The organism is Enterococcus sp. AZ120 (genome assembly GCF_050546165.1).
GTDB classification, from domain to species: Bacteria; Bacillota; Bacilli; order Lactobacillales; family Enterococcaceae; genus Enterococcus; species Enterococcus faecalis.
In genome coordinates this window covers 774,696-794,578 of sequence record NZ_CP172950.1, presented here as the reverse complement: position 1 = coordinate 794,578, position 19,883 = coordinate 774,696, and the positions used below count along the sequence as shown (strand labels likewise).

The following is a 19,883-nucleotide window of genomic DNA, read 5'->3' as shown; positions in this document are numbered from 1 at the left end:
AAATTTAGTGAGGTTGCCAAGCTTTTTAATTTCTTTCATCTAGTTTTTCTTTAATTAAAAAGGCTGTTTCTTCGACAGATTTTGTGGTTACATCAATCACTGGGATACCATACTTCGCAAAAATTTCTTCGGCATAAGCTAATTCTTGTTCAATCCGTTCAACATTGGTATAACTGGTCTCATTACCTAAACCTAAGGAAGCCAACCGACTGCTACGAATCTGTCCTAATGTTTCTGGCGAACAAACTAAACCAATCATTTTTTGTGGATCCATTTCTTCCAAAATTGGCGGCAATGGAACTTCTGGAATTAATGGTAAGTTAGAAACGCGGTAGCCTTGATTCGCTAAATACATACTGACTGGCGTTTTTGAGGTCCGCGAAACGCCTAACAACAATATATCAGAATCAAGAAACCCTTGAGGATTTTTGCCATCATCATATTTTACAGCAAATTCAATCGCTGAGATTTTATCAAAATAGGCACGATCTAGTTGGTGGCGTCGTCCAGGCTCTTCAATAGGATCTACTCCGGCTTTCGCTTGAATTAATTCAAAAAATGGCGCCATTAAATCTAAATATAACAACCCTGTTCGTTCACTAAATTCTTTCGCCGCTGTGATTAGTTGTTTACTGACTAATGTACTGACAACTAAGGCTTTATCTTTTAAGGCATCTTTTAAAATCTCTAATAATTCTTCTTCTGTTGTGACAAAAGAAAAATTGTATCGATTAAGAAAAGAAATATCTGGATATTGTGCGCTTGCTGCAGCTAACAATTTTTGTGATGTTTCTCCAAGTGAATCGGAAATAGTATAAACAATGATCTCTTTTTTCATAATTAAGCTCCCTTATCTGTTTTGTGCGGCTTCTTTCGCTTGTTGCGTAATATAGGTTAAAATTTTCGTTTTCGTAATTTTTCCAATAACTTTTTTAGGATTTTCTTTTTCAACGACTGGCAAAGAATCCACTTCGTATTTTTGCAAAGTGTCAGCAGCTTCAAGAATAGTAAATTCTGGTGTGCAGGTTTTCACATGTGGCACTCTTGTCATACAAACAGCAACAGGTGTGCCATCAATATTTGTATTTAAAGAGGCCCGTAATAAATCTTTTCGTGACAAAACCCCTAATAATTCTTTTGCTTCATCCATGACATAAAGAGAACCGACATCATACATAAATAAGTTGGTAATCGCATCTCGAATTGAGGTGTCTTGGGCAACCATCAATGGTGGACTCATGATCTCCTGAACTTTTGTTTGAAAAACATCAAAAAAGAAAAAAGCTTCCATATTATCACTTTCGTAAGTATACCCAACTTTCGGACTTGCTTTTAAAATTCCTGAAAGTGTTAAAAAAGACAAATCAGAACGCAATGTCGCACGTGAAACGGCTAGTATGTCCGAAATGCGTTCACCACTAACTGGCTGATGCTCTTTTACAACAGCGATAATTTGCTCTTGTCGTTTACTTAATTTCATCATTTCCTCCTCAATTCCTCTTAAACAAATTGTGCATTCGCTTACAATTATACACATATTTATTGTTTTTTCAACATATTGACAAAAAACTTTTTCTATTGACAAACTTATTTCCGTCTATTATGATGTTTATTGAACATATAAGACACATATTAAACGGAGGTCACGCATGAAAAAGTTTATTTATTCTTTTAACGAAACACACAATGAAGGTAAAGAGACTCTTGGTGGTAAAGGGGCGAACTTGGCAGAAATGACACGCTTAGGTTTGCCGATTCCACAAGGATTCACGATTACAACCCGTTGCTGTATGGACTATTTGGCAGATGCTACTTTCTTTGAAGAACACTTACAATCAGAAATTTTGAAAGCGGTTAAAAATCTAGAAACTGAAACAGGCAAATCTTTTACCGCGGACAATGAGATTCTCTTAGTTTCCGTTCGCAGCGGTGCTGCCTTCTCGATGCCTGGTATGATGGATACTATTTTAAATTTAGGTTTAAATGATCAACGTGTGAAAAAATTTGCGACCTTAACCTCTCCTGGTTTTGCTTTTGACTGTTATCGCCGACTTATTCAAATGTTTGGAGACGTCGTCTATCACATTCCCAAAGAATTATTTGACCAACAAAAAGAGCGCTTGGAACAAGAGCTAAACAAAAAAATTACCGCTTTTCAAGAAGCAGATCATTTCGCCTTGATTGTCCGCTACCAAGAAGTTTTTGAACAACATCAGGTGGTCTTCCCGCAAGACCCTGTCGCACAACTTTTTGAAGCAATCAAAGCTGTTTTTGATTCATGGAATAATCAACGTGCGGTGGTTTATCGGAACTTACATCATATTGCACATGATTTAGGTACAGCTGTCAACATTCAAGAAATGGTTTTCGGCAATCGTGGACTAGACAGTGGCACTGGCGTTGTTTTCACTAGAAATCCGGTCACAGGGGAAAATCAACTGTTTGGAGAGTTTCTTTTGAACGCGCAAGGAGAAGATGTAGTGGCTGGTATTCGGACGCCAGAACCCATTCGTCGTTTACGTTTAACTATGCCAAAAGTTTATCAAGATTTTCGCCATTACGCAGAACTTTTAGAATATCATTATCGTGACATGCAAGATATTGAATTTACCATTGAAAATGAAAAATTATATATTTTACAAACAAGAAACGGGAAACGAACCGCCGCAGCTACGGTTAAAATTGCTTTAGACTTAGCCAAAGAAAATCGCATTACTAAACAAGAAGCACTGTTGCGTGTGACACCTGATACGATTGATCAATTAATTCATCCCGTGTTTGATCAAGAGAAACGACAACACATGGAACGTTTAGCTATGGGACTTCCTGCTAGTCCTGGTGCAGCAAGTGGCCAAATTGTTTTTACAGCAGAAAAAGCCAAAGAACTGACCAATCTAGGAAAGAAAGTCATTCTTGTTCGTCAAGAAACTTCACCAGAAGATATTGAAGGCATGGTTGTAAGCGAAGCAATTGTGACCAGTCGTGGCGGAATGACTTCTCATGCCGCTGTGGTCGCACGAGGAATGGGAACTTGCTGTGTGACTGGTTGTGAAAGTTTAACCGTCAATGAAGAAACCAAACAACTACACTGCGGGCCACAGGTCATCTTAGAAGGAACAATCATTTCCGTCGATGGCTCAACGGGGGAAATTTATCTTGGCGAAATTCCTACAATTTCTGCTGATAATAACGATGACCTTCAAGAGCTCTTGTCTTGGGCAGATGCATATGCTGATTTAACTGTTCGTGCCAATGCAGAAACTACACAAGATTTAGAGACTGCTATCCGTTTTGGCGCAGCGGGGATTGGTTTAGCGCGAACAGAGCATATGTTTTTCGGTGAAGAGCGTGTCTTGGAAATGCGTCGCCTGATTTTAGCAGAGTCTGAAAAGGAAGCAACCTATGCGTTGGAGCAACTTCTTCATTTTCAACAGGAAGACTTTTATCAAATGCTGAAAGTAGTTCAAGACAAGCCCATGGTGGTCCGCTTGTTAGATCCGCCGATGCATGAGTTTTTGCCTCATGAAAAGAATGATATTCAATTATTGGCGAAGCAACTACAACGGTTCCCAGTGACCATCGCCAAACAAATTGAACGGTTACAAGAAACCAATCCAATGTTGGGCCATCGTGGTTGTCGCTTAGGTGTGACCCAACCACAAATATACAAAATGCAAGTTACAGCCTTATTTACTAGTGCCATTCGATTAGTCAAAGAAGGAATTACTGTTTATCCAGAAGTGATGATTCCTCTAATCGCCGAAAAAGAAGAACTTCTCTATCTCAAACGCATTTTAAAAGAAACGATTGACGGTCTCTTTGAAGAACATAAAATGACTCCTTTCCCTTACGAAATCGGGACAATGATTGAACTACCTAGAGCTTGTCTGATTGCGGATCAGTTAGCAGAAGAAGCAGACTTTTTCAGCTTTGGAACAAATGATTTAACACAAATGACCTATGGTTTTTCTCGTGATGATATCGGTAAATTCATTAATACGTATCGGGAAAAGAAAATCATTACCCAAGATCCGTTTCAATCACTAGATCAAACAGGTGTTGGTCAACTGATTCAATTAGCTGTAGAGAAAGCGCGTCGTACTAAACCAAACATGAGTATTGGCGTATGTGGAGAAGTCGGTGGTGATCCGCAATCCATCACGTTTTTCCAAACACTTGGCCTAAACTACATCTCTTGCTCACCTTATCGGGTACCTATTGCGAAACTCGCAGCTGCCCAAGCCAAAATTTTAACCGAACCGGCTGTGACTGAAGAGCAAATGGTCCTTCTTTAATTTAACGTGTGTAACAAATGATTCATCCTTACAAGATAAAAAGTGCTAGGAACATCAGTCGAAACGGCTGATATTCCTAGCACTAAATTTTAAGATCAATGATTGCACTCTAGTTATTTTCTTATAAACGCGGCATCTTTTGTCAAGGGGTCTGTTACATCTGATACATATCTTTCTACTTTCATATGCAAATCATATTTTTCTCTAAGTTCCATAATACGGGTCATCATTGGAGAAGCGTGGTGTTTGTCTAATGCTTCCTGATCTGTCCAACTATCAATCAGCAGAACTGTTTCTTCATCGTCCATTGGAAAAAAGTATTCATAGCGACTATTCCCTTTTTCTGCACGAATTGCCTCTACAATTCCGCTGGCAATCATTTCTTTGGCAAATTCTCTTGCACCTCCATTTGTCCCACTATAATAAATATTTATAGTAATCGCCATCTGTCTTCCCCCCCTAAATTTACTTGCCTTTTTACGTTCCCAACTAAGGTTATTCAGCATTTTACTGTGTTTTTCTGTGTTCGAAATCACTATAATATAGCAATTCTGTTTTGTAAAGAAAAATAGAATTCTAAAATTTTTGGCACATTTTTGGCACAAATAAAACAAAACACCTATCAAATAAACATTTGGAAGGTGTTTTTTACGTTCCCGACTGGAATTGAACCAGCGACCTACCGCTTAGGAGGCGGTTGCTCTATCCTACTGAGCTACGAGAACAATCTGTTTTAATTTTAGAAGTCTTCACTACATCTGTCAATAGACAAAAAGAAAGTATCCCGCATAAACAATTATGCGAGATACTTTCTTTCAGTGAAACACGTCGTTCTTTTATCTATTATTTTTTTTGCCGCCGATCAAGAATCATTTTTCCTAAATAATAAAGTCCTGTCGCAATAGCTATATATTGCCCAATTTTATTATTGCGTGCAACTTTTTCTTGTTTCTTTTTCGCCATTGTCCCCATCACCTTTCTAAAATAATTCTTTTTACATTTTTATTATAGTAGGTTCTGTCATTTTTTGCGAATAAACACACTTTTAAAAATAATCTTCTAAAATTGGCATGCCTTTGACTAAACGTTGGCCTAAACGTTGAACTGTCGTTGCATCTCCTTGCAAGCGTTCATAAAAAGATAACGTTTCTGCTGAACGATAGCCCAAGAATAGTTGCGTCCACGTTTGGATATCTGCTTTCAAAGCAGCAGTCCCTTCTTTTTCCACAGCACCTTTAGTCACTGTTGCTTTTCCTTGTTCGTCAATTGTGATTGTCCAAATGCCTTCATTCCATGGCCCATAGGAATCTTCAATCTCTAAAGAATACGTTTCTTTTTCTCCTGATTGAAATGGATACTTTTCCAGAAATGTTTGTAACTCAACGATTCGTGCCATCATGTAAGGTAAAATTTTTACAGAAGCTGCTGGCGTTGGCATTAAATCATTTAAATCTTTTCCAGCAAAACCATTAATCCAATGGAACGATTGAACGGAACCACTATGTGAGCCAATAAACCCAGCTAAAGCTTTAAAAGCTGTATTAGTTAAATAGTTCCATTCTACGATTTCAAAGGTGCCAGCAGCTATCCGATAAATCACATAGCCTTCCGCTTTCCCTTCTGACGAATAATAAATCGCTTGATTATTTGGTTTACTTGCACGATTCAGCGTATAATCCAGCCACCAAGTTTCACGGATCACACCACCAGAGTGCGCTCTTTGATTTTCAAGGTATACGTCTTTAATGACCTCTTTACCGTCAGCCCAAGAAACTCGTTTAATGGTACCCGGAACTCGTTTAACACGTGGCCAATCTTCCGTTTTAATTGTATACTCTGCTTGTTCAAATGTTTGTTCATAGCCATATTGACGATAAAATGGATATGAAAACGGTGCTAAGTAAGAAAGGGCAACCTTTTGTTTCGCTAAATCAGCCAACATTTCTTTCATAATAGCAGAGATGCCGCCTTCACCACGATATTCTGGATAAGAAGCCACATAGCCAATTCCAGCCATGGGATAGCGGACACCATGGAAATTCACTTGAAAAGGTGTCGCCATCACTTGACTTGTTAATTGCTCATCAATTAGGAAGCCATAGCTTTGCGTATGTGACAACAATTTTTCAAAACGTTCTTGGCGTTCCGCCGTGGGTTCCTGATTAAAAGCATAGATAACAAGATCAAACATCTCTTTCATTTCTTCTTTGCCCATTTTTTTGACTCTTTTAGTTGTCATTTTCTTTCCTCCTCGCACATTGTATCAATTCATTTTATCACAGAAACGGTTCTCTTTCTAAAAGCCGTTATTTGCTGTCATTTCTTTGAACCAACGACCGCTTTTCTTAATGGTCCGTTTCGCGTCATCATCTAAATCCACAGCGATGAAGCCATAACGATTTTTATAGGCATTGAGCCAAGACCAGTTATCCATACACGTCCACATATGATATCCTTGAACATTACTACCTTCTTGAATCGCTTGGTGCACCCATTTCAAGTGATCTTGCACGAATTCAATCCGATAATCATCTTCAATGACTCCTTGTTCATTGACAAAGCGTTCTTCTCCTTCTACGCCCATGCCATTTTCTGAAATGTAGCAGCGAATGTTGCCATAATTTTCTTTTAAATTCATTAATGTATCATAAATACCTTTTTCGTAGATTTCCCAGCCACGGTAAGGATTCATTTTTTTGCCAGGCATATCGTAGACATCATAAAAATCTTCTGGAAGTAAGCCTTCTGGTCGTGTTTCAACAGGTGTTTCTTTTGCTTTGGCACGACGTGGTTGATAGTAGTTTACTCCTAATAAGTCCACAGTATTTTCAGCAATTATTGCTAAATCTTCTGGCGTTGTTTCTGGCAATAAGTCATTTGCTTTCGCCCAAGCAACCATATCTTCTGGAAAATGACCTTTAACAGCCGGGTCTAAAAACGAACGGTTAAAGAAACCATCGACAAATTTAGCCGCATTTACATCGGCTTCGTTGTGCTCATCACGAGGATAAGTCGGCGTTAAGTTTAAAATAATGCCAATTTCACCTGATAAGTTCATAGAGTGATAGACGGCAATCGCTTTGGCACTAGCTAAAGCTTCATGATAGAGTACTTGAATCCCTTCTTTTAGATTCACTTTATCAGGATAATGCCAGCCATAGAGATAACCACCTTCAACTGGTACAATTGGTTCATTGTGCGTAAACCATTTTTTCACGCGATCGCCAAACAATTCAAAACAGGTTTTGGCAAAGTCAACATACAAATCAACCACTTCACGGCTTTCCCAACCGCCTTTTTCTTGAAGTACCATCGGCATATCAAAATGATACAAGTTCATAAAGGGCTCAATCCCGTGTTCTAATAAATCATCAATGACTTGATTATAAAAATCAACTGCTGTTTGATTGACTTTTCCTGTTGTAGGATCTGGAATTAAACGGCTCCATTGAATGGATGTTCGAAAAGAGTTATGTCCCGTTTCTTTCATTAACCGAATATCTTCTTGGTATTTTTTATAAAATTGTGAGGTCTTATCTGGACCGACTTGTTGAAAAAATTTTTCTGGCGCTTCTTGATACCAAAAATCCCAAATATTTTGACCTTTACCATCACCTTCAAAAACGCCTTCTGTTTGAGGACCGCTGGCTGCAGAACCCCACCAAAAATTTTCTGGAAATTGATATTTCATGTTGTTTGCTCCTTTACGATTTAATCATTAAAAAAAGGATTGAACCCTCCGTAAGAGTCCGGACGATTCAATCCTTCGATTTTTTACTCAGCTGCTTCTGCGGCTGCTTCTTGTTTCAAGTATTGATCTGTTGCTACTTTTACGAAAGGCATGTAGATCAAAATAGAAATCAATAAGTTAACAGCTGCTAAAACTCCGCCGGCGATACTCTTCGTTGCTAAAAATCCGCCAATAATTGGTGGTGTTACCCAAGGTGGCATAAAGGTTGCAGCTGGTACTAAACCAGTTGCTGTCGCCACATACGCAACAGTTACAAGAACCATTGGGACTAAAATGAATGGGATAAACATAATTGGGTTTAAAACAATTGGTAAACCGAACATGACTGGTTCATTAATATTAAATAGTCCTGGTGCTAAACTTAAGTTTGTAATGACTTTGTATGGTTTGTTACGACGACCAACGATAAAGATAGCAATTAACAGACCTAATGTTGCTCCTGTTCCACCTAAGTTTACAAATGAATCAAAGAAAGGTTTGTTTACAATATAAGGAATTGCTTTACCTGCTTCTAAAGCTTTAATGTTCGCATCAATCGCTGGTACGTTGATTGTTTGCATTAATGGGTCAACCATGTTGGCACCATGTAAACCAAAGAACCATAAGAATGGTGTAATGAAAGCTAACAATAATGCTGATGGGTAGCTGTTTGCAAGTCCCATAAATGGTTGTTGAACTGCTTCATAGAATGAAATAACGATATTGTCAATTCCTAAAGCAAATAGAATTGATGTAATTAAACTAAATAAACTGATTGTAATCATTGCTGGTAATAATGCCGCAAATGATTTTGCTACTGCTGGTGGTACACCATCAGGCATTTTGATAACTAATTTAGGATTGCCAGATAAACGTTGGAATAGTTCTCCTGAAATAAGTGCAATAATCAAAGCAATAAATAATCCAGTTGCGCCCATGCCTTCTAAGCCGCCAACTGCGAAGAATGAAGCTACAGAAACTGTACCGGCTGCAATGCCGTCTTTTCCATAAGATTTAACTAAATTGTGTGCTACTAAAAAGGCTACTAAAACGGCAAAGATTGCGAATGTACCGTTCCAAATGTTACCACCAAAGCTTTTCCAAATTGGTGCATCGTTATACATCATTGGGAAAATTTTGTTTAAAAAGTCCTCATATCCTGGAATTGGAATATTATTAATTAATACCGCCAAAGCCCCTAAAATCATTAATGGCATCGTTACGACAAACGCGTCACGAATTGCTACCAAGTGCCGTTGCGCTGCGATAACTGACGCTTTCGGCATAAAGTGTTTCTCCATCCATTGAACAAATCCGTCCATTGTTATTCCTCCTAATTAACGCTTTCTCAAGCGCGTTTTTCTTATAAGACGCATTGACAACGAGATTACTCGTTATCAATACGGCGATAAAGATCGATAATTTCTTTTGCTAAATCTGTAAATGCAATCGCAGTCATTAAATGATCTTGACTGTGCACTGTTAACAATGTTACTTGCATGTTATTGCCTTTTGCTTCTTCTGTTAACATTCCTGTTTGCGAATGATGTGCATGTACAAGTGATTCTTCTGCATCTGCAATTTTTTTGTCTGCTAATTCAAAATCCCCCGATTTTGCTGCGGCAATCGCTTCCATTGCATCGCTTTTAGCATTTCCGCCATACATGATTAAACCCATGATTGCTTCTAAGTTCTGTTGTCCGTCCATTACCTCTACCCCATTTTCTGCTCTAGTTTGATGATCCCATTAATGAAATTGCTTGATCTAAAACTTTTTCGCCATTCATCATGCCATAGTCCGCCATGTTAATGACATCTAAAGGAATCCCTTTTGGTTGTAATTTTTGTTCAAATTGCCCTTTCATGAAACGAACTTGTGGGCCTAATAATAAAACATTTACCTCTTTATTTTCCAAGTTTGTATCTGCTTCAGAAGCCGATACTGCAAAGATGTCTGCTTCCATGCCACGATCTTCTGCTGCTTTTTGCATTTTTGTTACTAATAAACTTGTGCTCATTCCTGCGGAACAAACTAACATAATTGTTTTTTTTGCCATTTTCCTTCATCTCCTAAATTCTCTTTGTTTTGCTTTACACCTTTATATAAGCAAGAAGCGTGCCAAGTTTTAACACATTGAAAACCTTGATATGACAACGTTTTTCAACATGGAAAGCGTGTACACACTAAAAATAAAACGATTACACACAGCTTTTTTGTGTGCGTTTCCAAAATAATAGGGCAACAAAAAAAAGTGAGCGATAAGTCGAAACGACTCATCGCTCACTTTCTAAAGCTGAAGAGAATCAACTGGACAAAAGCCGCTTTTTCCCTTTAAGCAGTTTCCATCATTTTAAGCATTTTATAAAACTGTTTCTTTTTAAAATAACTTAAAAAGATACCTAATACTGCATCATTCAGTTTTTGTAACGCCCCATAAGAAACCATTGTTTCTGTATAACGCAGTTCACAGCTTTTTTCATCAATTGGCTGGAGCTCATACCGCACCGAGAAATCATTTTTAGTTGTGGATGTTCGAAATTGATAGGTCTTATTTTCTACAGCTTCTTCAATAACTATTTTCGCGCGACTATTTTTACTATATTCTTTGATGTATTCAAACTTACGCAACTGCTTTCTTGTAAGAGTTTTGCCTGTTTGCTTACGGATATCAAAAATAACAGAATTCATTAATTGCGTGTAAAATTCATCTGCTGAAATAGTTAATGTTTTCGTAATTTCCATTACCGTTTCACCTCATCCTTTGTCGCCTCTTCTTCAGCAACTTTTTTTCCTTTAAAAAACAGGTAACCACCAAGTCCAATGAAAAAAATCCCCGTTGTCAGACTTAATAAATCATAGTTTAAGGAGCTGGGATTCAACGAATACAAAACAATCAAGAAGCCAATACTACATAAAAATAATCCATTTCTAATCATTTTCATCCATCCTATCTTTTTAGACTACCGTTGCTTGGAAGTATAAAACGCCTCCCCAAGGTTGTTCCTTAATCAGCTGTTTTGCAACTTGTGCAGCAGTTTCAGGGTCTCCTTCAACTTCAAAAAATAACTTAATACCATTCTTTTCTTTAAAAGTAAATGTTTCATTTTCCCCTTGATATGCCTCTAATAAAGTAATAATTTCCTCTTGCTTCATTGCACTTGCAATCGAAATCATGCCGCTTGCTCCTTTCTATACAAGTAATTGCTGTTTTTATTGCTTATTGCTCTCTTTCGCCTAATGCAGGATCCATTTTGTTAGCAGCGATAACAAACGGTGTCCAAATCAAGAAAGTGACTACCATACATACCAACGCTACGATTGGTGCGCGCCAGTCGGCACCTGTCGCTAAGAAAGATAATAGCAACGGCGGTGTCACCCATGCGACTTGTTGAGAAACTGGGGCGACTAGCCCAAGATACGTTGCAACCCAGCCAATTGTAGTAGCAACTAATGGCGCAATTACAAATGGAATAAACATAATTGGATTCAGAACAACTGGTAAACCAAACATAATCGGTTCATTGATATTAAAGATCCCAGGTCCTAATGATAATTTACCAACTGTTAAATAATCTGCTCGTTTGGAGAATAACAAGATTGCAATAATTAGGACAATTGTACCGCCTGAACCACCAAACCAAGCAAAAGCATCAAACGAACCACGGACCCACATGTAGGCTTTACCGTCGTCAATAGCGGCTAAAACCGCAGCTGTTCCTGTTTTTCCTTCATAACCTTTTTGGAAAATATCAATATTGATTAATTGTGCTTGTCCCCAAATTCCTTCAAGAACTGGTGCCAAAACGTTTGGACCGTGAATACCAAAGAACCAGAAAATTTGAACAAAAACCGTTACGATTAACACAGCGCCTAGTCCTTGTGATAACCCAAGGAACGGTTCCGCGATATATTTTTGAATTAAGTCAATTAATAATTGACCGCCTGAAAGTTTTGACACCGTAAAGTTAATAATTGCTACGACATACAATGCGATTGTTGCTGGTAAAATTGCCGCAAACGCTTTTGAAACTGCTGGTGGTACAGAATCAGGCATTTTTATTGTTAAATCCGCTTGCATTAATTTACAAAAAATAATGGTTGATAAAGCGCCCATAATCATCACCGTAAAGAAAGCGTTACCATTTAAATGGTTGAGATTTAACCAACCCCATGGATTGACAGTCAATTGATTATTAGCAATTGACGCACCAATTTCTGCCCCATTAATTGCGTTGGCAATCTTTTCTGGCACTTTCACAGCTAATTCAGCTGTGTTATTTGGTGCAAAAGCAACACCTGAAATTAAGGTAGCTAAACTGACAATCCCACCAGCTAGCTCATTCACATTGTATGCTTTCGCTAAGTTATAGCCCCAAGAAAAAGCGAAAATCAAACCAGCGATAGCCAATGTACCATTCCAAACAAAACCATTAATCCCAATGATGACATTCAATACTGCAAAAATACCTTTGTCTGCTTCCAAACTTGCCGCATAAGTTGAGACAAACTCTTGGGGAAGATCTCGAATAATTGCGTTAATCATTACGGCGACTGATCCAGCCATTGTCGCAGGTAATGTACCAATAAAAGCATCCCTTAGTGCCACCAGATGTTTCTGTGCACCAATTTTTGCGGCAGTTGGTAAGATATATTTTTCCATCCATGCCATTAATCCGTTCATTTTTATTCCTCCTGTATCCATTTATATTTATTAAAAAGGCAGTAGCCTCATTAAACGAATGAATCGAGCGTACAAAATAAAACCTTTGGTAACATGCACTATCCTTGTTTGCTATTCACTTTTCTTAAACGTTTTAATTCCTTATCCCATTAATGAGATTGCTTGATCTAAAACTTTTTCGCCATTCATCATGCCATAATCTGCCATGTTAATTACATCTAAAGGAATCCCTTTTGGTTGTAATTTTTGTTCAAATTGCCCTTTCATGAAACGAACTTGTGGACCTAAAAGTAAAACATTCACCTCTTTATTTTCCAAGTTTGTATCTGCTTCAGAAGCCGATACTGCAAAGATGTCTGCTTCCATGCCACGATCTTCTGCTGCTTTTTGCATTTTTGTTACTAATAAACTCGTGCTCATTCCTGCGGAACAAACTAACATAATTGTTTTTTTTGTCATTTTTTCTTCATCTCCTTAAAAATTATGACGTTATACACTTTATTTATAGCAATAATTGTGCCAAGTTTTTTCCTCATTAAAATGCTGATATAACAGCTTTCACCATCAAAAAAAGCGTGCACACACTAAAAGAAAACGCTTACACACATGAAATTGTGTGTAACTTACAAAAAGAAAACATCAAGAAAAAAGAGAGCGTTTTCTCATTTCTTGATGTTTTTTTATTTATTATTGTTTACTTTTAATTTCATTTTCTAAGAACATTTGGGTAACATGCGCAACTTCCGCTTCTGGAATCGTCACACGATACGCCCGTTCAATTAACATAAAATTCGTGCGTACGACATCGATTTCTAAACGATGTGTTTTAACATATTCCGCTAAGTTTGGAAAAGTTCTTGCTTCTTCTCCTTTAATTAAAGCATCTACCAGAAAAGCCAAATGAATCATGATTCCGGCATCCACCCCTGGTTCAACAATAATATGCATGTCTGTTTGTATTTGATGAACTGTTTTTTGTAACATGAGAATTAATTTTTGTAAGGAGTCCACAGAAGTAATGACGCCACTTAGTGAATGAACAATTGTATCAATTGCCACTTCATCACTAGCAATCCGTTTCAATACATTTAATTTTTCATCATCAAAAATATCATAGACGGAAAAGAAGGGAATATTTTGATATTCAACATCCACAGTTCCCGCAATGGCCTTAATTTCATATTCTTCCATCAAGTTGTCGATATGTTTTTTAAACGTTTCTCGTTCAATAAATTGCATTTGAATCAGTTCCACTTTTGTTTCATCAATAACGGGTAAGATTCGTTGGTATAGTTTTGCGGCAACCCCTTCTCCTGTAAAGCACGTCACGATTACTGCTTTTTTTACGTTTTGACGTTTTTGCAGACTAGAACGAAATTGTTCTCTCACAACGCTTTCAAAAGAAAGTTGAATATTTTGGTAAATGTCCTCTAAACTTCGTCCCACGCTTGCCATTCGAATAGCTTCTAAGACAATCATTGTGCTCGTCATTGTAATCGCCTTCGTTCGGATACCTGTTTCTTCAAACAACATATTTCCAAACGAATTTAATGAACCCATATCCGTCAGTAATAAAATCCCATTGTTTAACGATTCTTTTTGCGTAATTACTTGGTTTCGTAATTGTTCATACATTGTTTGAACTTCCATCGTTAACGGCATATTCATCGCTGTTCCGATTGACGTTCCTAAAAGTTCTTGGGCGGTTTTCAACATACTTGAGGCAGTAGAATCCCCATGCATTAAGACGAACACACCAACATTATTTTCTGGAGTTCTTTCTTCTTTACCGACATTAATAGATAAAAACATACTAATAAAGCCAATTTCATCGAAAGGAATCTCTATGTTGTTCTCTTCTTCAATAATAGAAGATAAATCTAAGGCTACTTGAAATTCTTTTTTCATATTTTTACGGACATTATTTAAATCAGGATGGACAATCACGTGACCTTCTTTGACACGTTCAATCGTACTTTGTAAATGAAGCGCAAAGGCAAAGCGTGCTGTTTCATTGTACGTGTGTTCCAAACGCTCTTCTGCGATATCATAAAGACGATTCGTTAAGTCCCAAATAGCTTCTGGTAATAACTCCTTATGTAAAGAATGTTGGGTTAATTCTTCGACATAATTTTTAAAATACGCATTCATATCTTTAGAAATCAATTCTTCTAAATCAACATTTTCTAAGTCAGCTTCAGACAAGTCAGCGACTTTTTCTTCGATTTCATTGTAAACTTGCATGTCTCTAGCTGGATCTTGCGACCAAACAATTTTGTTGGTACCTGGTTGGAAAGATAAATAATTACTTTTACTGTCGACAAATTGATCCAAGCGCTCAGGTACTTCTTTAATTTTTAATAATCCTTTTTGGACAGGTAACGACAAATCCCGTTTACGGATAACCAAATGTTCTAAATTGTGCGTCCGATAATAAAGAAATGACTTAGCACAAACTAATTTTAAGTCCCGCTTCACCTGACCAATATTTCCTTCTGCATCGTATAACATAAAAGCCAAAACTGCTTCGCGTTCGATATCAATTTGCTGGCCCAAACGTGTTGCCTCTTGCTGAATAAATAACGAAATGATGGCATAACGCTCATCTAGCGTCCGTGCATCTAAAGATGGTAATGTAATCGACATCGGAATCCGCCGATTAAAAGTGGTTAAAAAGTTTTCTGAGGATTCCGTTGTCGCACCAATAATTTGAACAGAGGCTTCATAGGTTTGGCCACTTTCTCCTAATGGACGGTACACGCCTTTATCAATAAACGTAAAGAGCATTTCTTGACCTTCTGGCGGTAAGCGATGAATTTCATCTAAAAAGAGAATCCCGCCATCTGCTTTTGCCATTAAGCCTGGACTATCTTCATTCGCACCAGTATAGGCACCTTTTTTTACGCCAAAGATATGACCAAATAATAATTGTGGGTTTTGTGCATAATCAGCACAATTAAAAGAGACAAAAGGGGCATCTTCATCTAAGGTTTTTGAATCAATGGCAAAACGGTACATACATTCAGCAAAAAGAGATTTCCCTGTTCCTGTTTTCCCAAAAATAATCGTATGCAAACCTCTTGGTGGATATAAAATAGCCGCCTTGGCCTGCTGAATACTCACTTTTAAAGAATCATTGGCACCTACTAATGTGTCAAAACTAACAGAGGTGGACTCATCTACATGGACTTGTTCTCCTTCATTGATTGTTGGCACTGAATAGATAACAGGACGTCCAGTACTTCTAGTAATTTTCTTTTCTTTGAATAATTCATTTAAATAACGGCTGGCATTACTGCGATCAATCATTAACTGTTCTGCTACCGCTCCTGCCGTTAAGCCAGTTTCATTTTTTTGAAGTAACGCTAAGATTTCTTCCTTCCGAGATTTCATGGAATCCTCCTCGATACAACGTTCTGCTTGAAGCTCGTAAAGCGTTATTTCTTCGCTTTACGAGCTCCTTTATTTTTCGTGTTTTTCTTTTTGTTTTTCTTCTTTTTGCGTGTTTCTTGTGGTTCTTTGACAACAGAATTTACTGTTTCTGGTTTTCTTTCTTTCGTACTCTTTTTTTCTGAAGACGTATCTTTGACTACGTTCTTTTTTTCTAGTTCATCTTTGGCTTTTGGCTGCTCATGAAGTGCACCATCATATAAAAAGATTTCCTGATAAGGAATGGCCAATTGTTTCATCAAACGTTGATAATCCCTTTTGGTGCCATCGTTGATAAACGTAATCACTGCCCCTTGTGCACCCATCCGGCCAACGCGACCAGAACGATGAATATAGCTCTCTTCGGTTAAAGGAACATCTACGTTTACGACGTAAGGGACCCCAGTGAAATCTAAGCCCCGTGCCGCAATATCCGTGGTTAATAACAACTTCACTCGTTCTGCTTTAAATTGATCGATCGCCAATTTACGCAACTGTTTACTTTGATCTGAAGCCAGACCAATAGCCGGAACATTCTCATAAACTAATTTTTCTTCTGCTGCACCTAAATCAGCAACTTGATTGAAAAAGACCATGCTTCTGAATGCTTCTGTATGGGCCAAACGACGTAAGTAATCAGCTTTTTTTCTTGGTGCTAACCGAATAAAGTAGTGGGCGACTTGACCTGCTGAAGTATCTTCTTCCGTCACATCAATCACCTGTAATTTTTGACTTAAAGATTGCGCTTGATTCACGACACGATCAGCAGTCGCTGAATAAAAGACAAGTTGGTATTCGGTTGGTGTGTGTGTCAAAATTTGTTTGGTTAAACTTAGCTCTTCCTCTTGGAAAAGTTGATCAACTTCATCCATTACAATTGTTTTTAACAACTGAGCTTTGACTTTTTTGTTCTTCATTAACTCTAAAATCCGACCTGGCGTTCCGATTAACACTTCGGGACGTTTTTTTAACTTGTCAATCTGGCGTGAAACATTTGCCCCGCCGATTAACGTTTGAACCGTTAATTGAAGTGGTTTAGCCCAAGTCCGAGCAACTTCAGCAATTTGCATAGCTAATTCTTGAGACGGAGCAATAATCAACAATTGATTTCCCTGTCCTTTTTCAACAGTTAAGAGTAAAGGCAGCATGTAAGCAAGTGTTTTTCCAGTTCCTGTCGGCGAAATTCCTAAAACATTTTCTCCTTCGCGAAGGGGCGTAAAACTTTTTTCTTGAATTGTTGATGGTTCGTTAAAGCCAGAAGCTTGCCACTGTTCTTGCCAAGCCTCTGGAAGTTGTTCTAAAAATCTCATATTGTTCCTTTCCTATCGCTTAATTCTTATTTATCAGCATCAAAAATAATGCCGGCACTATGACGTAAATCAGTGACTACTTTATTGACATTTCGAGCAAGCTCAACCCATTCTTCATACTTGGTGCCCCAATACTTATCTGTTGGGTTATTTAAAACTGCTGCAAAATCACGGGCTTCTTCAATCATTGGATTATCGGCTACTTGAATATCTAAGACATCACGTTCTTCATGTGCGCGATCATGGTACTCAGCCGAAGAAATAGCATTGACACTATCTAAAATCAAGGTCCCGTTTTCAAAGTAAATTTCGGATGGCGCAAAAGAATCACTAATTTTCCCAGTGTTTAACGTCACGTCAAACTGATCATATCGTAAAATAATTGTTCCTAAGCCATCGACACCTGTCGCAATTTTACTAGCAAAATAATGGCTTTCGTTTGGTACGCCAAACCAGCCCAAGGCTGCATAAACTAAATAAACGCCTAAATCTGCTAAGGCTCCCCCAGAAAAATGAGGAGAAAAAATATTTGGCTCTTTGCCTTCTAATACTTGATCATAGCGAGAAGAATATTTCATATACGTAAAATTCGCACCTAAAATTTGGTTTTTTAATGGCAATAATTCAGCAATTTTTTGGAAACTTTGCTCATGAATATTACGGGCCGCTTCAAAGAAATACACACGATTTTTATTCGCTAATTCAATAATTTCTGCCATCTCATCAGGCGTTGAAAAAGCTGGTTTTTCAACAATTACATTTTTTTTCGCTAAAATTGCTTGTTTCGCTTGTTCAAAATGTAATGAATTTGGTGAGGCAATATAAACCGTATCCATATGTGCAATACCAAAAAACGTCTCTAAATCAATTGCATATTCCACATCCCCATAGCGAGAGCCAAATTCTTGTGCCGTTGCTAGTTTCCGAGAATAAACAGCCGTTAAATCATACGCACCCGTTTCTAAAGCTGCTGCAACAAATTGATGACTAATCCAATTGGTACCAATTACGCCTAAATGTATCATAATCAAAAACCTCCATTTTTTGTTTATTTACTCTCTTTATAATAGTAATCTCTCGTACAAAAGTCACGTAATTACCCTGCCTTAAAGCGCTAGGAGTTCTTCAAGTTATTTATTAGGATCATCAAATGCCTGTAATAAATCAAAGGTTACCTGTGACTTAAGTTCAATCGTTGCTGGTGTTACGTGGCAATTGTAAGCAAGGACTTGCACACCTTGATCAATTGCAGCACCCAGATTTTCAGCAAAGGCAGGTTGCATCTCTTGGTGAATCGTTGCTTGCTTAATTTCTTCAAATTGGACCACAAACAAAATGTAACAGCGGTAACCCGCTTTAGTTGCAGCCATTAGTTCAGTGACATGCTTCAAGCCACGAAGTGTTGGCGCGTCAGGAAAAGCACCGATGCCTTTATTTTCTAAAGTCATGCCTTTCACTTCGACAAAAGCTTGTTCGTCCGCATCCGTTTCCACTAGAAAATCAAATTTTGAATGTGCAAATCGTTGCTCACGTTTAACAGTTTGGATCGTACCAACTAAACCAGGAAACACAATTTGACCATTTTTTAACGCTTCATTGACTAATGTATTCGGTACTTGGCTATCAATATTAATCCAAAAAGAACCTTTTTTTACTGCAATCAAATCGTAATCTGTTTTTCTTTTAGGCGATGGTTGATAACTAAGCGCCACAACAGCACCTGGTAAAAAAACTTCTTTCCCTCTGCCAGTATTTTTGACATGTGTGATTACTTCTTCATTCGTTTCCATTAAACGACAGTGTGCAATAAACCGATTGGGTCGTTCGATAAAATAAGCAAGTTGGACATTCGGGTACTTCATACACAGACTTCCTTTCTTACACACTATACCATAAAAAAACAAGGAAAAGTATAGACCAAAACCAACAATTTTACTATCTTGTGTCAATCATTAAATATTTGTCAATTCTCAGCGATTTAGTCGAATATTTTAGACAAGTTCTATATAATAAAGGTAACGAAGACGAATAAATGAAAATGAAGGTTAGGAGGAATTTCTTTGAAAAAACATTGGACTTTCTTGGTTGGCGCATCTTTACTTACTGGATTAGCAGGCTCTATCCTCTGGAAAAAAAATAAACAGCTCCCTTCCCCACAGGAGCTTCAACACAATTATACTGGGCATTGGTGGTTTGTAGACGTGAAGAAAGCCACGCAACACACCTTAGAAATCACCTCATCTTTCAATGTTTTCATTGATGGCAAACAAATGCATGCCTTGCTTGTTGAATTAACCCCTAAACGCTTAGTTATCTTAGACAAGTTAGGTTACCATTTAATCATTCAATGTGAAAATGGTGTCCCTGCGACGCTTTACGATGAAGCCGACGACGAAACCTACACACTAGAACGGGCTATTTACAATTAATAAATCAC

At 37.8% G+C, this 19,883-nt stretch carries 19 protein-coding genes and 1 tRNA gene; 2 read left to right on the top strand and 18 right to left on the bottom strand.

Going from position 1 to position 19,883, the window contains the following annotated elements; genetic code table 11:
* Positions 1 to 25: 25 nt before the first annotated feature.
* Complete coding sequence (locus tag IGJ46_RS03860; protein WP_218391474.1) at positions 26 to 838, bottom strand: pyruvate, water dikinase regulatory protein; 813 nt, start codon at positions 836 to 838, stop codon at positions 26 to 28.
* Between the two features lie 12 nt (positions 839 to 850).
* On the bottom strand, positions 851 to 1,480 hold the full coding sequence (locus tag IGJ46_RS03855) for a helix-turn-helix transcriptional regulator (protein WP_002355926.1): 630 nt from the start codon (positions 1,478 to 1,480) through the stop codon (positions 851 to 853).
* Between the two features lie 169 nt (positions 1,481 to 1,649).
* Here IGJ46_RS03855 and ppdK point away from each other — a divergent pair, with 169 nt between their 5' ends.
* Positions 1,650 to 4,295: a pyruvate, phosphate dikinase gene (gene ppdK / locus IGJ46_RS03850; protein WP_002363418.1), complete on the top strand. Its 2,646-nt coding sequence runs from the start codon at positions 1,650 to 1,652 to the stop codon at positions 4,293 to 4,295.
* A 113-nt stretch (positions 4,296 to 4,408) separates the two neighbouring features.
* Here the strand turns inward: ppdK and IGJ46_RS03845 are convergent, their stop codons facing one another.
* The 16 genes from IGJ46_RS03845 to sfsA form a co-directional block, all read right to left on the bottom strand.
* A complete protein-coding gene (locus IGJ46_RS03845; protein WP_002378143.1) occupies positions 4,409 to 4,741 on the bottom strand; it encodes a putative quinol monooxygenase in 333 nt (110 codons plus the stop codon).
* 205 nt (positions 4,742 to 4,946) lie between these two features.
* A tRNA-Arg gene (locus tag IGJ46_RS03840) sits at positions 4,947 to 5,020 on the bottom strand.
* 320 nt (positions 5,021 to 5,340) lie between these two features.
* Positions 5,341 to 6,534 (bottom strand): GNAT family N-acetyltransferase, encoded by a 1,194-nt coding sequence (locus tag IGJ46_RS03835; protein WP_002378142.1) that lies wholly within the window; start codon positions 6,532 to 6,534, stop codon positions 5,341 to 5,343.
* 57 nt (positions 6,535 to 6,591) lie between these two features.
* A complete protein-coding gene (locus tag IGJ46_RS03830; RefSeq protein ID WP_010707738.1) occupies positions 6,592 to 7,986 on the bottom strand; it encodes a glycoside hydrolase family 1 protein in 1,395 nt (464 codons plus the stop codon).
* Positions 7,987 to 8,069: 83 nt separating this feature from the next.
* A complete protein-coding gene (locus IGJ46_RS03825; RefSeq protein WP_002355920.1) occupies positions 8,070 to 9,347 on the bottom strand; it encodes a PTS sugar transporter subunit IIC in 1,278 nt (425 codons plus the stop codon).
* A 65-nt stretch (positions 9,348 to 9,412) separates the two neighbouring features.
* Positions 9,413 to 9,733, bottom strand: a complete 321-nt coding sequence (locus tag IGJ46_RS03820) for a PTS lactose/cellobiose transporter subunit IIA (protein ID WP_002355919.1) — start codon at positions 9,731 to 9,733, stop codon at positions 9,413 to 9,415.
* A 22-nt stretch (positions 9,734 to 9,755) separates the two neighbouring features.
* The gene (locus IGJ46_RS03815) at positions 9,756 to 10,082 is read right to left on the bottom strand and encodes a PTS sugar transporter subunit IIB (RefSeq protein WP_002355918.1); all 327 of its coding nucleotides are present in this window, start codon (positions 10,080 to 10,082) and stop codon (positions 9,756 to 9,758) included.
* A 275-nt stretch (positions 10,083 to 10,357) separates the two neighbouring features.
* Positions 10,358 to 10,768: a DUF3284 domain-containing protein gene (locus IGJ46_RS03810; RefSeq protein ID WP_002355917.1), complete on the bottom strand. Its 411-nt coding sequence runs from the start codon at positions 10,766 to 10,768 to the stop codon at positions 10,358 to 10,360.
* Positions 10,768 to 10,968, bottom strand: a complete 201-nt coding sequence (locus tag IGJ46_RS03805) for a DUF3188 domain-containing protein (protein WP_002355916.1) — start codon at positions 10,966 to 10,968, stop codon at positions 10,768 to 10,770. The genes IGJ46_RS03810 and IGJ46_RS03805 overlap by 1 nt, the downstream gene beginning before the upstream one ends.
* Before the next feature lie 13 nt (positions 10,969 to 10,981).
* Complete coding sequence (locus tag IGJ46_RS03800) at positions 10,982 to 11,200, bottom strand: hypothetical protein (RefSeq protein WP_002355915.1); 219 nt, start codon at positions 11,198 to 11,200, stop codon at positions 10,982 to 10,984.
* 43 nt (positions 11,201 to 11,243) lie between these two features.
* The gene (locus tag IGJ46_RS03795) at positions 11,244 to 12,707 is read right to left on the bottom strand and encodes a PTS sugar transporter subunit IIC (protein ID WP_002369870.1); all 1,464 of its coding nucleotides are present in this window, start codon (positions 12,705 to 12,707) and stop codon (positions 11,244 to 11,246) included.
* A gap of 141 nt (positions 12,708 to 12,848) precedes the next feature.
* Positions 12,849 to 13,166: a PTS sugar transporter subunit IIB gene (locus tag IGJ46_RS03790; RefSeq protein WP_010818309.1), complete on the bottom strand. Its 318-nt coding sequence runs from the start codon at positions 13,164 to 13,166 to the stop codon at positions 12,849 to 12,851.
* Positions 13,167 to 13,394: 228 nt separating this feature from the next.
* Positions 13,395 to 16,100, bottom strand: a complete 2,706-nt coding sequence (locus IGJ46_RS03785) for a sigma 54-interacting transcriptional regulator (protein WP_002355912.1) — start codon at positions 16,098 to 16,100, stop codon at positions 13,395 to 13,397.
* 44 nt (positions 16,101 to 16,144) lie between these two features.
* On the bottom strand, positions 16,145 to 17,446 hold the full coding sequence (locus IGJ46_RS03780; RefSeq protein WP_002383417.1) for a DEAD/DEAH box helicase: 1,302 nt from the start codon (positions 17,444 to 17,446) through the stop codon (positions 16,145 to 16,147).
* Positions 17,447 to 17,472: 26 nt separating this feature from the next.
* Complete coding sequence (locus tag IGJ46_RS03775; protein ID WP_002355910.1) at positions 17,473 to 18,471, bottom strand: Gfo/Idh/MocA family protein; 999 nt, start codon at positions 18,469 to 18,471, stop codon at positions 17,473 to 17,475.
* A gap of 105 nt (positions 18,472 to 18,576) precedes the next feature.
* Positions 18,577 to 19,308, bottom strand: a complete 732-nt coding sequence (gene sfsA / locus IGJ46_RS03770; RefSeq protein WP_218391472.1) for a DNA/RNA nuclease SfsA — start codon at positions 19,306 to 19,308, stop codon at positions 18,577 to 18,579.
* A 198-nt stretch (positions 19,309 to 19,506) separates the two neighbouring features.
* Here sfsA and IGJ46_RS03765 point away from each other — a divergent pair, with 198 nt between their 5' ends.
* Positions 19,507 to 19,875, top strand: coding sequence for a DUF4828 domain-containing protein (locus IGJ46_RS03765; protein WP_002397919.1), 369 nt, complete (start codon positions 19,507 to 19,509; stop codon positions 19,873 to 19,875).
* Positions 19,876 to 19,883: the final 8 nt, after the last annotated feature.